Genomic DNA, 14,363 nt, shown 5'->3' on the forward strand with positions numbered 1-14,363 from the left:
TTCTCTTTATGTTGACAATTGTGTGGCAAATTCTCCACTAAACACCCACCGGAACTTTAGTTTTTTCGGTTTGTTGTTTGACATTTGGTTCTAATGCTTGTCCTTCAATAAATGAACGTAACATCCAAGCCATTTCTTCATGTTTTTCCATCAAATCAGTTAAAAAGTCAGCCGAAACTTGATCATGAAATTCTTCACTACAACGATCTACATGATTTCTTAAATTACGAATAATCTGCTCATGATCTTCCACTAATTGATTTACCATTCCTGTTGCTGTAGGAATTTCTCCGCTATGTTCTTTGAGAGTAGCAATTTTTAAAAAACCTGCCATTGTACCACTGGGATAACCACCCAAGGTTCTAATTCTCTCTGCTATTTCATCAATATTTTCTGTAATTTCTTCATACTGTTCTTCCCAAAGTTCATGCAATGTGCGGAACTGAGGACCCACAACATCCCAGTGATACTTTTTAGTTTTTACCACCAGAACATACGAATCTGCTAAATCTTGATTTAATAAATTCATCACACCGCAACGTTGTTCTTCTGTTAATCCAATATTAATTGTATTCATGCTCATTATTTACCTGTGGACTATTCACTAATTACTTAATTTATAAGTTCTCAAAATATCGACATTAACCACATCAACCAAAAGTAAGATTATCAAGTAAACTGAGGATTTAATTAATATTATATATTTTTTATATAATATTATATATTTATTTTTTGAGGAATAGGTGGAATATTCATAAATAATAATCAGATCCCCTAATTCTTGTTTATCTAGTCAATCATAATCTGGGTATCGGGGATCTTATGTATTTTATTTAAAAGTCGCCAACAAAACCAATTCAAAAACGAAAACTCATAATTATGAATTATGAATTATTTGTTTGTACCTGTAATTTTTTCCAAAAACCCTTCTACTTCCTGTTCTACTGAAGTAGTCGCACTTTCGGTATTTTCAGGACGCTTCATTTTTTCAATATCTGCTGCTCCTTGAACCTCGTTAAGTCCTCTCCTAGTTTTTTCTTGAGATTCTTTCATTCCTATGGGTGGTTTTTTAGCAGCTTCATCAGTTTTGCGTTGAGTTTCTAATAATTGTGTCGTTCCTTCTGTTGGTTCACTTTGATAACTACTGATAGCTAAAGCAGGAAAAGCATTGAATAAAAATATGAAGGTACAAGCAAAAGCCACTACTATCAATCTCGATGCTAATTGCCATCTAGATTTAGCAAAATCAAGAATCTTCATTTTGATATTATTCCACTCTATTTTCTTTCTGGTTTCAGATTAATTGACTGTCAGAGCATTTTCATCAATCTTACGAGATAATTAGGTTGAATTTTGCACTAAAAAGCTCATCAAAATCTATCTGGAGATAGAAAATATCACTGCCGCTAAACTATCAAACTCTGTCTTTGTATATTCCATGACTTATATTTTAGAATTAAGGTTATGAATTTTATACCAATGAAACCTCTACCCAAAATTGAGATTTTCTGTTAAAACTGTAAAAGTTCAAATTCTCATATTGTGAAATATATCACAGAAATCAATGCTAAACCTTGTTAATTCTACTTCCACAAACAACCACAACAAAACAAGAAACATTATTTTTGTTGCCACAATAGCATTATTTCTAACTGCTTGTACCAGTAACCCAAATACACCACAACCAAACACTAACAGTGAAGCCTTTGGTGTTTCCATTCCTGAAAATCAAGTAAACACAAAATCACAACCACCAGCACAAACCAAAAACCTGAATTTTACTATACCTGCTAAATTTCAAGGTAAGACAGTTTATCAAGTCGAACCCAAAAATAACGAAAAAGTTATTGCGTTAACTATTGATGATGGTCCTTGGCCAAAAACCACAGAAGCAATGTTAGATATTTTTAAAGAACATGATGTCAAAGCCACATTTTTTTGGGTAGGAAGTTCTTTAAAAAATCATCCCGAAATTGCTAAACGAGTGGTAGCGGAAGGTCACGCCATTGGTAATCATACCTGGAATCATTTATATAAAAGAATGAATCCAGCCACAGCTAAAAGTGAAATTGAAAAAACCAATGATTTAATTTATCAAACCACAGGAGTAAAAACATCTATATTTCGTCCCCCTGGAGGTTATTTAAATAATGGTTTAGCTGCTTATGCTAAAAGTCAAAATAAAGCCGTTGTCATGTGGTCTTTAACTTCTGCTGATACCGATCCCCGTGCCAAATATCAAGTATTTGTGAAAAATGTGGTCAAAGGTGCAAAACCAGGAGCTATTGTTTTAATGCACGATGGGGGAGGAAATCGAGAAAGAACTGTAAAAGCTTTACCAGAAATTATCACAGGATTGAAACAACAAGGTTATAGATTTGTCACAGTTCCCGAATTATTAGAAATGCAAAAATAAGCAGGAGTCAGGAGTTATTGATTTTGGATTTTGGATTTTGGATTTTGGATTTTGGATTGTTTTTGTTAACTTCAATCTAAAATCTAAAATTTTACTCCCTATTCCCTGCCTGATTTAATCACTGAAAACAGACGCACAAACTTGAGCTTCTTGCCAAAGTTTATGTAAAAAGAACTCAGTGCGATCGCTCATTGTCGTTACAAACACACCCTCACCATCCTCAGCAGTATAAGATAACCAAGAACCCCGCAAGGTGACTTCCAAATACTCAGCATCACAGGTAGACAGAGCTATAATTTCACCGTTATTTCGTTGTGCTTCAGCCTTGAGCCTTTCTACTCCTGGTAAATCTACAGGTAGCAAAAAGGAAGCCGTGCTAGGTTCAAAATGTAGCGGTTGACCGATTCGCAGCGCCAAAATCACTCTTTGCGCCACCCATTCTTCCAGTGACAGCGTGATACACTCTAAATAAAAGCTTCTTTCGGTATAATTTAATTTCAGCATTCCTTATGCTCTCCTGTTATTCCAGGTTTGCTTGCAAATCCGTCATTAGTCACGTCATTAGTCATTAGAGTATTCCAACTAAAAAAATGCCCAATTATCATTGCTTAGGTTTACCCTTTCCACAGGGTAATGACAGCTTTTTGATCATTTATTGTTTGGAACACTCTTAGTCACCAATCACCAATCACCAATCACCAATCACCAATCACCAATTAAAAACCCCCGCTTTACCTATATCAGCAGCGGGGGTTAAAATTGACCTGATACTTTTTTTGGTCTTATTGCGGTACAACATTTTCCTTGTACCTCCCGCTTGTTATCTCTAATAGTGGTTTAATATTCAGCAGATCAAAACTGATATATCTAAAATCATAATTACCTTCTGTGTTTTGCCTTGGATGCTGACTACCATCGGCCATAAATAAATACTCCACTCCCACAGCAGCAATTTCCCAACTGGCCTGACAGTTGCTGGGATGGAAGGGACTGGAAATAGGGTAAATGAATTTCACAAAAAAATTCACCTCAAAAAAATTTTATCTATTGAACATTCCTTTAAACATACTACACTTGTATTACTATCCTGTCCATATCTATAAGGAGAAAAAATCAAATGCATACCATCGCACGCACCTCAACCACCGACATGGAAGTTACCAGCATCCGTTTAGAACGCGAACTGAAAGATAAACTGAAAGAAATAGCAGGCAATCAAGGATATCAAGCTTTGATTAGAAATGTTCTCTGGAATTATGTGCAGCAAAAATCAGGTGAGTGGAAACCCCGATTTTCCTGTGCTGACATTCGAGCGAGTATAGCGGCTACAGCCCAGCAAGATGAACGTTGTGTCCTCACAGGTAAGTTAATTGAAGCTCAACAGCCAATGTTATTAGGACTGACAAAGAATGGCGACATGGTTCCTCTAAGTGCTGAGAGTTTGGCTCTATAGCAAATTATAGTCCAGGTTGCTTACCAGTCATGATCATAGTGCTGGAACAAAGTTTGTATTGGTTAATTATCAAACATTAAGCAAGCCACAACCACCAGGAGAAAGTATCGGAACTAGGCGAAGATACTTTCTCGTGCTTTACAGGGTACGAACAATCAAAGTTTACCCAAAGAGCCGTTAAAACTGCAAACGGAAATCGAGAGTTTTGACCGCATTTTGCAAGAACTGTTAAACAATGTCAGTAAAGAGGGTTTGCTGAAAAAGTCTTTTCGTTTCGTTAGGAGTCAGGAGGAGGTTTGAAAATTTCTTTACTATCTCTAGAAATCCAAAAAAATGCACACTTTTTCAGGTATACCCTTGAAAACCCTTGCAATTTTTTTGGTAACAAGTTTGGGCAAGGTTGCTCATTGAAACAAGAATCCCCGTCCTTTTAATGCGGGGAGCGTCAAGAAAGTGAATAATATAGGACGTGGCATCTTCCAAGAGGAAACAGCCTATATCTTTATTTACAGGGAGCGATCGCTGTTGAGAGTAACCCTATGGACAACTCTCAGTTGAGCGAAATTTGTTTTACCCTCACACTACCTCAGTTTTCCTCAGCAACTCATCCACATTCTCAACAGTGACTACAGAAAACAACACAGCGGGACTTGATTCCCCCAACCTCATTGATGACAATGCTCTAGAAACCAACTTGGATATTGATCCAGTCATCATCCAAGTGGAGAAATTAGCAGAACGACAGCGGCAAATTACCGCTCAGGTCCAAATTCCCCACTCCATCGAAAAAGTCTGGAAAATTCTCACAGACTATGAAGCCTTACCTCAATTTATCCCTAATCTCGCCAAAAGTTGTTTGTTAGAGCATCCCAATGGAGGTATACGTCTAGAACAGATAGGATCTCAGCGCTTGCTCAATTTCAAGTTTTGTGCGCGTGTGGTTTTGGATCTAGAAGAAATCTTTCCCAAACTCATCAACTTCCAAATGGTAGAAGGAGACTTCAAAGGTTTTTCCGGTTGTTGGAGCTTAGAACCTTATACTGTTGGTACAATTCAATGTACTAACCTCTGCTACACAATTCAAGTTTCGACCAAGCTAACAATGCCAATAGCAATTATTGAAAAACGTCTCAGCAAAGACTTACAACTAAATCTCATAGCAATTCGCCAAAGAGCTAATGAGTTAACTAGGGTTTGCTGAAAAAGTCTTTCCTTGAAGATTAAGGATTTCAAGGAGTCAGGAGTTCAAGGATATCAAGGAGTTTTTTGTATTTGGAAACGAGGTAAAAACCAACAAAGTGCAAGGTTTTCCTACTCATAGTTTCCAAAACCTTGCACCTATTTTCTTTGTTATCACCCTCAAACTCTTTATTCATCGTGGGTTTCAGTTTATTCAGCAACCCCTAAATAGGAATTAAGTGCAAGGTTTTTCAGTTGCCACCTCATAAAAGCTTGCACTTTTTGAAAGTCAAAATAAGCTAAAACCTTTTACCGGTAAAGTTTTCAGATTTATTCAGCAACCCCTACCTAAAACCTTGCACAATTTTAATTTTAATCATCTTCAATCCCTTGATTTATCTAGGTTTTACATTTATTCGGCATCCACTAATTAATGCTTAATACTATAAAATAGTGAGAAAACTATATAAAATTTTCTCTCTATTTTTTGATGCTTTATGTTTTAGTACCCCCAGGGGAATTCGAATCCCCGTTACCTCCGTGAAAGGGAGGTGTCCTAGGCCTCTAGACGATGGGGGCATCGGACTTCACTTTTAATAATCTACTCTATTTCCCAGAGGATGTCAACACCTTTTTCTAAAATTTTTTTTCGGCATCTAAATTCATGGAAATCGAGGAGTAGAGAAGGCAGGAGCCGCTGGAATCGTTGTTCATCCCTCCCCTCAATAACGCAACAACCTGCCCAAAAATTTTTTATCGTGTTATTATAGGGCTTGCAAACATCCCATTTCATCAGGTAAGTCAGTCGGCACGAAAAAACCACAGCAAGTACAAAAATATAAAATTCTAAAAACCTCTTACCTCCTGCCTCCTGCTGCCAACAGCCTATTAATTACGGTCGTACGGTCGCCAAATCCTGAAAAAAGATGTAATATGGACAACTAAGCATGAAAAAATCTCCTATTGTTTTAAAGATGGATGTGCAGTTGTACCTGTAAAGTTAATGTTAATATTTATGATTCTCGACAAAGGTTAATTAACGGATTTTGAAATTAATTCCTCAAAATCTACAACATGGAAGCATCTTTTCAAATCACCCTACAGATGGTGTTCACAGTTCTTGCAGGTATCAGCGCCCAAGTGATGGCTGCATATTTCAAGCTGCCCAGCATCGTCTTATTACTTTTGTTAGGCATCCTCTTGGGTGCTGATGGCATTGGACTATTGCATCCCCATCTGCTAGGAACAGGACTAGAAGTAATTGTTTCCCTAGCGACGGCAATTATTTTGTTTGAAGGCGGACTGAAATTGGATCTGCGGGAAATGGGCAGAGTTTCCGTCAGTTTACAATTGCTTGTCACCTTGGGAACGTTGATCACACTGCTTGGTGGCAGTATGGCGGCGCACTGGCTAGGAGAATTTCCCTGGAATATAGCTTTTCTCTATGCTTCCATAGTCGTTGTCACAGGTCCGACAGTCATTGGTCCACTGATCAAACAAATCAACGTAGACCGACAAGTGGCAACGCTGCTGGAAGGGGAAGGGGTTTTAATTGACCCGGTGGGAGCTATTTTAGCCTACGTTGTTCTAGATACTATTTTGAATGGTGATCCTGACCCCATCAAAGCCATTATGGGTTTAATCTTGCGTTTAAGTGTAGGCGCAATGATTGGCGGTGTTGGTGGTTTTTTGATGAGTTGGATTTTCAAACGCGCCAATTTTCTCTCTTTTGAACTGAAAAACCTAATTGTGTTGGCAGGACTGTGGGGTTTGTTTACCTTAGCGCAAACTATTCGCAGTGAGTCAGGAATTATGACTACAGTTGTAGCTGGTGCGGTATTTGCTAACTCATCAGTTCCTGAAGAACGCCTGTTACGCAGCTTTAAAAATCAATTGACTATTCTCAGTGTTTCTGTACTGTTTATCCTCCTAGCCGCTGATTTATCTATTGCCAGTGTATTAGCGTTAGGTTGGGGTAGTTTATTCACTGTTTTGGTATTGATGTTTGTGGTTCGCCCGATCAACATTTTATTGTGTACTTGGAACAGTAATCTCAATTGGCGACAGAAATTGTTTTTAGGTTGGGTTGCGCCCAGAGGCATAGTTTCTGCTTCTGTGGCATCTTTATTTGCAATTTCCCTGACACAACGCGGTGTTAATGGTGGTGATGCGATAAAAGCTTTGGTGTTCTTGACAATTATCATGACTGTTTTTTGTCAGGGCTTAACAGCCGGTTGGCTGGTGAAGTGGTTACGCATTACTTCTAAAGATGCCACTGGGGCGGTGATAGTGGGTTGTAATCCTTTGAGTTTATTGATTGCCAGGTTCTTCCAGGAACGAGGAGAAAGTGTAATCATTATTGACACTGACTCCCAATATTTTGCTCAAGCTGAAGCTCAAAATCTGCGCGTGATTGCTAGTAGTGCGCTAGATGCAGAAGTATTGGAAGAAGCTGGCATTGCTTCAAGGGGTACTTTTTTGGCAATGACTAATAACGGGGAAGTGAATTTTGTGTTAGCACAACGGGCAGCAGAAGAATTTAATCCACCCCGTGTTTTAGCAGTATTTCCCCGTGATCCCCAAGCTTCTAGCTCAGTGAACAGCAGCAATAGTAGAGTGAATCAAGCTTTTGTCTCTGACTTACCTGTGAAAACCTGGAATGAATATTTAAATAATGGCCGGGTAAAATTGGGAACAACTACTTTGAATGAGGCTGAATTTTCCAGTCAGCAGGAGCATATACAGGAAAAGATTCGGACTGGGGTGTTAGTACCGCTATTGATGGAAAGGGAAGAGCGTCTACAGGTAATGTCAGTTAATCAAAGTTGGGAAATAGGCGATCGCATTATTTACCTGTTGTACGATTCCCGACCAAATCTGTTAAAACGTTTATCTGGTGCTAGTCAATCTACAGCTTTGGCTTTAGAAAAGTTACCAGAAGTGGAAGAAGTACCCACGGCTAAATTCTCTCAACTGTCTGCTACGGAAGCATCTGGTAATTGAACTTTAATAGAACCGACTCACGAGTAGCAAAAACCTGTTACCTGCTTTGGTTTGAATGTTCCTGTTTTCAATGCCAAAATAGGAAGTTATTATTTGTTAGTGAGAACCCAATCTCTAAAAATGGCAATATAATTTAAAAGATAAAATCCCTAGTAAAGCATGGCAGAAATGGCTGTATCTAGCAATGAAAAAAAGCTGATTCTCTCCGGTGTTATAACTGTTACAGCCTTCTGCCTGATTCGACTAGTAAATTGCAACCGAGCCGAGTGAACGATAACAGCTATGTCTTACGCTTCCATCCTGAAAAACATACCAGAAATATTCAGCCAACCCACTGGAATAGCAGCTATAGCCTCTCTTGGTATCCACGGTGCTATTGCTTTGATTGTGCCATTAATGCCTGTTGATTCTGGTCAATCCACAGAACCTAATACCACAAAAGCAGTCGGGTTAATGGAGTTGAGTCCGGCTGATCAAAACCGATTGCCTCAAACAGCACCATCCCAGGTGGCTTTACAACCACAACTGCCACAACAACCGGAAATTCCTTTGATTAATTTTGGTGAGGAAAAAGTTATTATCCCACCTGTAGAATCAGCTATCCAAGCTCCTTTACCTAGCCAGACTGTACTGCCACCGATCCCTACATCATCGGCCAACTATAATCTTTCTTACTTGCCCAAAAGGCAGCCTATCCAAAGATTTGCTAGAAACGATTTTAGAACTCAAGTTTCTAATTTCCGCATCAGCAGAAATACATTTTCTCCTTCATCCTCTCCTTTTGTGGATGATATAGATGCCAAAATTAAAGAAACCCAAGCACTTAATATTAACAGGTTGCCACAAGTTGAGGCAGATAATAAATTACCTAGTGAACCGCTAATTAACCCATCTCCTGATGCTATTGATATTGGCTCTACGGCAACACCACAGGGTGTTACTGAACCACAAAAAGTTCAGTTAGGAGATAACCCAGTTCAAATTGCTGCTAATTCTGCTTCTGATCTTGCTGCTGAACCATCTCTACAAGGTAAAGGTCAATTACGGGCAGCAGCAATCGTGATACCATCTTCAGCAACTTCCACTCAGCAACAAACCCAAGTAACAACTGGAAGCGAGTTTGATTCTCAAGGTCAGAAACGGGAACAGTTACTGGCCAAGCTTGACTCTTATAACACCCTGAGAACAACGATTCGGGAAGCATACCCCAATGTTAAGGAACAAGCAGTTATCCGTGAAACTATCTCGACAAATAAACGCGGGATGGAAGGTACTGTTTTGGGTCGATTGGTTGTAGCTCCTGATGGTAAGGTCTTAGATATCAGGTTTCAAGATGGATCAGTATCTCCTGAACTACAATCCAAAACTAGGGAATTTTTCAACGCTAATCCACCTAAAGGTGAGAAACGCATTAGTTCTTATCCTTTCCAACTGAGATTTACAAATAATGGCGATAGGAAAATTCCCCAGAAGATTGAACAGTTAAAGCCCTCACCAAGTCCAGAGACTCAAACAGTATCTGATCCACAAATAGACAAAAATCAGTCTAAAAATCAAGCTGTTGTTATTCCTAATTCATCACCAACATCTGTAGTTAGTGATGATAAACCTGCTTTATCTACTGAATCTGCTCAAAAGTTGATTCAACAGTTACGTCAAATCAAGGAAACAAGACAAAACTCAAATCAACAAAATTAAGAATTCAGGAGTCAGGAGTCAGGAGTCAGGAGAAAGAATTAATTTTTACCCTTGCTCCCTGCTCCCTGCTTTCTTCACAACAAGTGTTTACAAGAACATGATACTACCAACCTGTTTCCGCTTTCTGGAAAACATAAGCGGCCACTTCCAGAATTTCCTGCTCGCTTAATTTGCTCTTGAAGGCGGGCATGGCACTTTTACCGTTCTGAATTTGATAGATAATGGTTTGAATAGGTTCAGTATCATAATTTTCTAAATATTTTGATAGTGCTGATTTTTGTAAAGTTTTATGTTCAACTAGGATATTAGCGCCTCCTATATGACAAGAAGCACAGTGATTACTAAAAATGGCGCTGCCTGTAGATGCTTCTGCGGCTAAAGCGGGATCAATGAATTGGAAGTTAAACAACAGGGCGATCGCCAACAGTAAAATTAATAAAGGTATTCTCAAGAGATTTTCCTCGTAACAAGCACATCTCTGATTTTAGATTTTGGATTTTGGATTTTGGATTTTAGAATAAATCCGGGAGCTTGTAGCATTTTCAGTTATCGAATAATTTGTATATTATAATACGGCATTTATTCACTAAAATTTATCTTACAAACTAAAATTGGCGGTAACTAGCTCATCCCTTTATTCTTTCCCAGGGATCAAACTCGTTACCGCTCCTATTCATTAATTTGTACCACCCGATGAGCAAAAAAATCATCTGGTGTTAAATGAGCGAGATTGTTAGCTGGCAACAGTTAGTTTACCAACCATACCAGCACCACGGTGAGGTTCGCAGTAGAAAGTGTAATCACCAGCTGGTGCATCTGCGGGGATAACTGTTTCCATTTTTTGCCCAGGATTGAGTGCTAATTTTTTGTGAGATAAAGATGCAGCTAAAGCTTTATCCTTAGCAGGATTTTTTATAGGATCAAAGACAACGTTGTGGGGAGGAACTTTGTTGTTAAACCACACAATTGTGTCACCAGGTTTAACAGTTAACTGCTTAGGCTCAAATTGCAACAATCCTTTGTCACTACCCAATTTGACGGTGTAGGTTTCAGCAGATGCGGTGGGAGTGAAAACAGCAAAGCTGCTAACAACTAACAGTACAGTCAAAACAGCTAAAGTCAAGCGTCTCCAACTTGCTGCTATTAATTTCATGGCTCTCTCCTGAGATATAGTTTTATTTTTCTTTTCTTATGTTAACTACATTTAACACCAAATATGACACCCTGTCATAGATAAAAATTTTTTTTTTAAGAATTAGCGGTTATTAATAGGAAAGTGCAGATGAAAATACAAAGTTCCCAATCCTGCTGCCAGAGAGCAAAGTCAAGTATAAGCGGTAGGTATAAGTAAACCAAGATGACAGAAATGCTTGAATGCACTCAGGTATCAGGAATAGGAACTGAGATTTTTCTACAGTAAGGGCAAAATTGCCCATACTTTTAGAAAGTAAGAAGGCCAATGAGCAGATGTTTAGTAATGGATCTTACCACCACCCCATCTAATACCAACGATTTTTGGCTGGATGAGAATATGACCTGCGATCGCTGTTAAGTCATCATCTTTCAGGTTTCTCATTTCTGTAAAGATATCCGCACTCTTGATACTGGGATGTATTTCAGAAATCTCGGTTTCACCATCGTAGGTGGTAGGATTTTTCATGTAGTCAACCAACCCTTCAATATTGTCACGTTTCGGTGTAGCTAAAGCTAAAGCTTCTGGTTCAAGTCCTACATTTTGATTAGTCTTGGTTACACCACCAGCATGACATTGAGCGCAGGTGTCATTAAATAATTTTTTACCTATTGCCAGTTGCGGTATGCTAATGACAACAGTATCACCCTGTTCGTTCAATTTGACAGTTCTGGTAGCTTGATCTAGTTCCAAAGCTGTTGCACTACCGATGAATAATTGAAAACTCAATACAACAGCAGCAACAACAACGCTTATCAGTCTTTTAAACATATTTCCCCTTCAAGTTTGTAATGCTCAACACAGCTAAGACACAAAGATAGTTCCCACAAGCATAGATATAGCAGGTGACAGCGAACAGGTGACAGGTGACAGTGCTAAAAGCCTTTTAGTGTTTAAGTTGTAGCATCTGCTGATGTCCTAACTGCCTTGTCAGTTGCTATATTTATCTGATGCTAAAAGTTTGCCGGGTATCACCCCGACGGGGAGAACTACAACACCCCTGATCCTGTAGCTAAAAGCTATCAGGATGACTTTGGTAAAATATTCTCGCTATCATTAACATCAGCATGAATCAGTTTACCATTAGGTGCTGACCCTGAGTTTGTTAATCCCAGGGAATTAGAAATAGGAAAGATGCTGACAATTGATACAAATCTTTATAAATAAATTTACAATTTGTAAAGTTAACCTTTTCCACCCGTAAAAGTCACACCTTGAATAAAATAGCGATTGAAAAAAGCATAAATTCCTAAAGCTGGTAAAGTAAACACCATAGAAGCAGCCATAATATAATTCCAATAACTGATATATTGACCTTTAAAGCTATTCAAACCTAGAGGTAAGGTAAACATTTCCGGGTCAAATAAAATTACCAGAGGTAGTATAAAATTATTCCAACTACCCATAAATACAAAAACCGCCTGTGCTGCTAGTGCTGGTTTTGCTAGGGGTAAAACAATATCTCGGAAAATCTCCCAAGTGCTTAAACCATCAAGTTGTGCAGCTTCTTCTAATTCTTGAGGAAAATTAACAAAAAACTGCCGCATCATAAAAATGAAGGTAGCATTTACCATAGTCGGTACAATCATACCTTGATAAGAATTAAGCCAACCCAATGTTTTTAAAATCAAAAATGTGGGAATGAGAGTAATTTGTGTGGGTACTGCTATAACTGCGATGATTAAGAATAACCAAAAGCGTTTACCAGCAAATCGCAATCTAGATAAAGCATAACCAGCCATTGAATTTAAAATTAAATTGAAAAACGTAACGCTAACAGCAATTATTACACTGTTAAATAACCAGCGCCAAAATAGCGGTTCTTGGAGAAAAATTTGCTGATAGTTCTTAAAAGTAAAATTGTGAGGAATAAAATTTAGTTCACCGCTAATAATTTCGGAAAGAGGTTTAAAGGATGCAGAAAGCGCCCAGAGGAAGGGAATAATAGTGATAAAACCATAAATTATTAACAACAGATATAACAGAATTTTCAACCAAGGAAAACGATAAAATTGATTCACATTTTTTCACCTCCAAATATTCGCCTTTGAATGACAGTGATAGAAATGATTAAAGCTGCAAGTAAAAAAGCCACAGCAGCAGCATATCCTAATTGTAAATTTCTAAATACAGCTTGATAAATTAATAATACCACCGTCAAAGTAGCATTATTTGGTCCACCAGTGCCACCGGAAAAAATATAAGATTGATCAAATAATTGAAAAGTGCCAATTATTCCTACTGCTACCACAAACAAAGTCACAGGTTGCAATAAAGGAAGAGTAATATTAATAAACTGATCCCAAGCATTTGCACCATCTAAATTGGCTGCTTCATAAAGTGTTTGGGGAATATCTTGTAAAGCTGCTAAATAAATCACCATATAAAAAGGCGCAGTTGACCAAATATTCATGATCATAATGCCTTTTAATGCCACTTTTGGATCTCCTAACCAATTATAAGTAGGTAATCCAAAAAATGCTAGAAAATCATTGAGTAAACCATCGGTATTATAAATCCACATAAAGATGAGTGTTAACACCGCTGATGATGTAACTGTGGGCAAAAAATAGAGGATTCGCCACCAGTTTTTACCACGAATACCAGAATTTAAAGTAACGGCGAGAATTAAAGCTAAAATTGTTTGACTGGGGACAACAATTGCTACATATTCGATTGTATTTTTGAGAGCAATTTTTAATTGTTCGTCTTCTAGCAAATGGGTGAAATTTCTCAAGCCAATAAATTTATATTCAATACCGCCTAAAAGTTGTACTTTGTTGAGGGAAAGAAAGACAGCGTAGAGGATAGGAAGGATAACAAAAGTAAGTAATATGAAAATAGCAGGGAGCATGAAAAGATAACCTGCGAAGTTTTCGTTAATTTTCTTAGGTTGGTTGCGGGTTTGTCTGTTGATTTGCAACATAATAGTAAATTATATACATTTTCATGGTAAATCTTCTATCCAACACAAATAACTAAATAGCTTATATTTAATACCCACATTTGCATCTACTACAAATTTACTTAACGGTTTCTATCCTCACGCAAAAGTTCAACACTATCACTAAAATTTTTACCTAAATGACGCTGACGTGCAGCACCTATTTTTGCCCATGCTTGTGTTTGTTCAGGTTCTTGAGTGACTAATTTATCCTCTACAAAATTTTCTAAAATTGCCTTTACTTCATCTTCTAAAGTGCGGTTATGGCGTTGCGCTAAAATCTGTAATTTTTCTAATACGGAAGGATTAATATTTCCTAGTACAACCTGAGTCGTCATATTTCCTCGCTATGGCTACATAATAGTCTAAAAAGACAACAGACTTTTACCTATTTACATTTTAGTCTCTGTCTGGGAATGCTTTGCAGGTGGTTCTACCTCCTATTCAAGATTTTTGTTCAGTGTATTTTCACAATAGC

15 protein-coding genes and 1 tRNA gene are annotated in these 14,363 nt (G+C 38.0%); 5 read left to right on the forward strand and 11 right to left on the reverse strand.

From position 1 onward, the window contains the following. Nucleotides 1-37: 37 nt before the first annotated feature. Nucleotides 38-577, reverse strand: coding sequence for a Dps family protein (locus IQ237_RS02725; RefSeq protein WP_194052237.1), 540 nt, complete (start codon nt 575-577; stop codon nt 38-40). A gap of 314 nt (nt 578-891) precedes the next feature. Then, entirely contained in the window at nt 892-1,260 is a 369-nt protein-coding gene (locus tag IQ237_RS02730; RefSeq protein ID WP_194052036.1) for a hypothetical protein, read from the reverse strand. 304 nt (nt 1,261-1,564) lie between these two features. Here IQ237_RS02730 and IQ237_RS02735 point away from each other — a divergent pair, with 304 nt between their 5' ends. Continuing rightward, complete coding sequence (locus IQ237_RS02735; protein ID WP_194052038.1) at nt 1,565-2,416, forward strand: polysaccharide deacetylase family protein; 852 nt, start codon at nt 1,565-1,567, stop codon at nt 2,414-2,416. 114 nt (nt 2,417-2,530) lie between these two features. On the opposite strand, the gene IQ237_RS02740 is transcribed toward IQ237_RS02735, so the two are convergent. Together IQ237_RS02740 and IQ237_RS02745 are read right to left on the reverse strand one after the other, a co-directional pair. Then, nucleotides 2,531-2,920, reverse strand: a complete 390-nt coding sequence (locus tag IQ237_RS02740) for an alr0857 family protein (RefSeq protein WP_194052040.1) — start codon at nt 2,918-2,920, stop codon at nt 2,531-2,533. A gap of 278 nt (nt 2,921-3,198) precedes the next feature. Next, nucleotides 3,199-3,432, reverse strand: coding sequence for a hypothetical protein (locus tag IQ237_RS02745; RefSeq protein WP_309225606.1), 234 nt, complete (start codon nt 3,430-3,432; stop codon nt 3,199-3,201). Between the two features lie 101 nt (nt 3,433-3,533). Here IQ237_RS02745 and IQ237_RS02750 point away from each other — a divergent pair, with 101 nt between their 5' ends. Together IQ237_RS02750 and IQ237_RS02755 are read left to right on the forward strand one after the other, a co-directional pair. Next, nucleotides 3,534-3,869: a hypothetical protein gene (locus IQ237_RS02750; protein WP_194052044.1), complete on the forward strand. Its 336-nt coding sequence runs from the start codon at nt 3,534-3,536 to the stop codon at nt 3,867-3,869. Nucleotides 3,870-4,491: 622 nt separating this feature from the next. Further along, on the forward strand, nt 4,492-5,070 hold the full coding sequence (locus IQ237_RS02755) for an SRPBCC family protein (protein ID WP_194052046.1): 579 nt from the start codon (nt 4,492-4,494) through the stop codon (nt 5,068-5,070). A 484-nt stretch (nt 5,071-5,554) separates the two neighbouring features. Here the strand turns inward: IQ237_RS02755 and IQ237_RS02760 are convergent. After that, nucleotides 5,555-5,627 (reverse strand) — tRNA-Glu (locus IQ237_RS02760). A gap of 495 nt (nt 5,628-6,122) precedes the next feature. On the opposite strand from IQ237_RS02760, the gene IQ237_RS02765 reads away from it, so the two are divergent. Continuing rightward, nucleotides 6,123-8,051, forward strand: coding sequence for a sodium:proton antiporter (locus IQ237_RS02765; RefSeq protein WP_194052048.1), 1,929 nt, complete (start codon nt 6,123-6,125; stop codon nt 8,049-8,051). Between the two features lie 282 nt (nt 8,052-8,333). Beyond that, nucleotides 8,334-9,749, forward strand: coding sequence for a hypothetical protein (locus IQ237_RS02770; protein ID WP_194052050.1), 1,416 nt, complete (start codon nt 8,334-8,336; stop codon nt 9,747-9,749). Between the two features lie 103 nt (nt 9,750-9,852). On the opposite strand, the gene petJ is transcribed toward IQ237_RS02770, so the two are convergent. From petJ to IQ237_RS02800, 6 genes are all read right to left on the reverse strand, one after another. Next, on the reverse strand, nt 9,853-10,200 hold the full coding sequence (petJ, locus tag IQ237_RS02775) for a cytochrome c6 PetJ (RefSeq protein ID WP_194052052.1): 348 nt from the start codon (nt 10,198-10,200) through the stop codon (nt 9,853-9,855). Between the two features lie 282 nt (nt 10,201-10,482). Continuing rightward, complete coding sequence (gene petE / locus IQ237_RS02780) at nt 10,483-10,902, reverse strand: plastocyanin (protein WP_194052053.1); 420 nt, start codon at nt 10,900-10,902, stop codon at nt 10,483-10,485. Nucleotides 10,903-11,220: 318 nt separating this feature from the next. Beyond that, nucleotides 11,221-11,712: a photosystem II cytochrome c-550 gene (gene psbV, locus IQ237_RS02785; RefSeq protein WP_194052054.1), complete on the reverse strand. Its 492-nt coding sequence runs from the start codon at nt 11,710-11,712 to the stop codon at nt 11,221-11,223. A gap of 413 nt (nt 11,713-12,125) precedes the next feature. Next, on the reverse strand, nt 12,126-12,962 hold the full coding sequence (locus tag IQ237_RS02790; protein ID WP_194052055.1) for a carbohydrate ABC transporter permease: 837 nt from the start codon (nt 12,960-12,962) through the stop codon (nt 12,126-12,128). Next, nucleotides 12,959-13,867 (reverse strand): carbohydrate ABC transporter permease, encoded by a 909-nt coding sequence (locus IQ237_RS02795; protein ID WP_194052056.1) that lies wholly within the window; start codon nt 13,865-13,867, stop codon nt 12,959-12,961. Before IQ237_RS02795 ends, IQ237_RS02790 begins: the two co-directional genes overlap by 4 nt. Nucleotides 13,868-13,968: 101 nt before the next feature. After that, nucleotides 13,969-14,223: a hypothetical protein gene (locus IQ237_RS02800; protein ID WP_194052057.1), complete on the reverse strand. Its 255-nt coding sequence runs from the start codon at nt 14,221-14,223 to the stop codon at nt 13,969-13,971. Nucleotides 14,224-14,363 lie beyond the last annotated feature (140 nt).

This window comes from Sphaerospermopsis sp. LEGE 08334, from assembly GCF_015207205.1.
GTDB lineage: Bacteria > Cyanobacteriota > Cyanobacteriia > Cyanobacteriales > Nostocaceae > Sphaerospermopsis.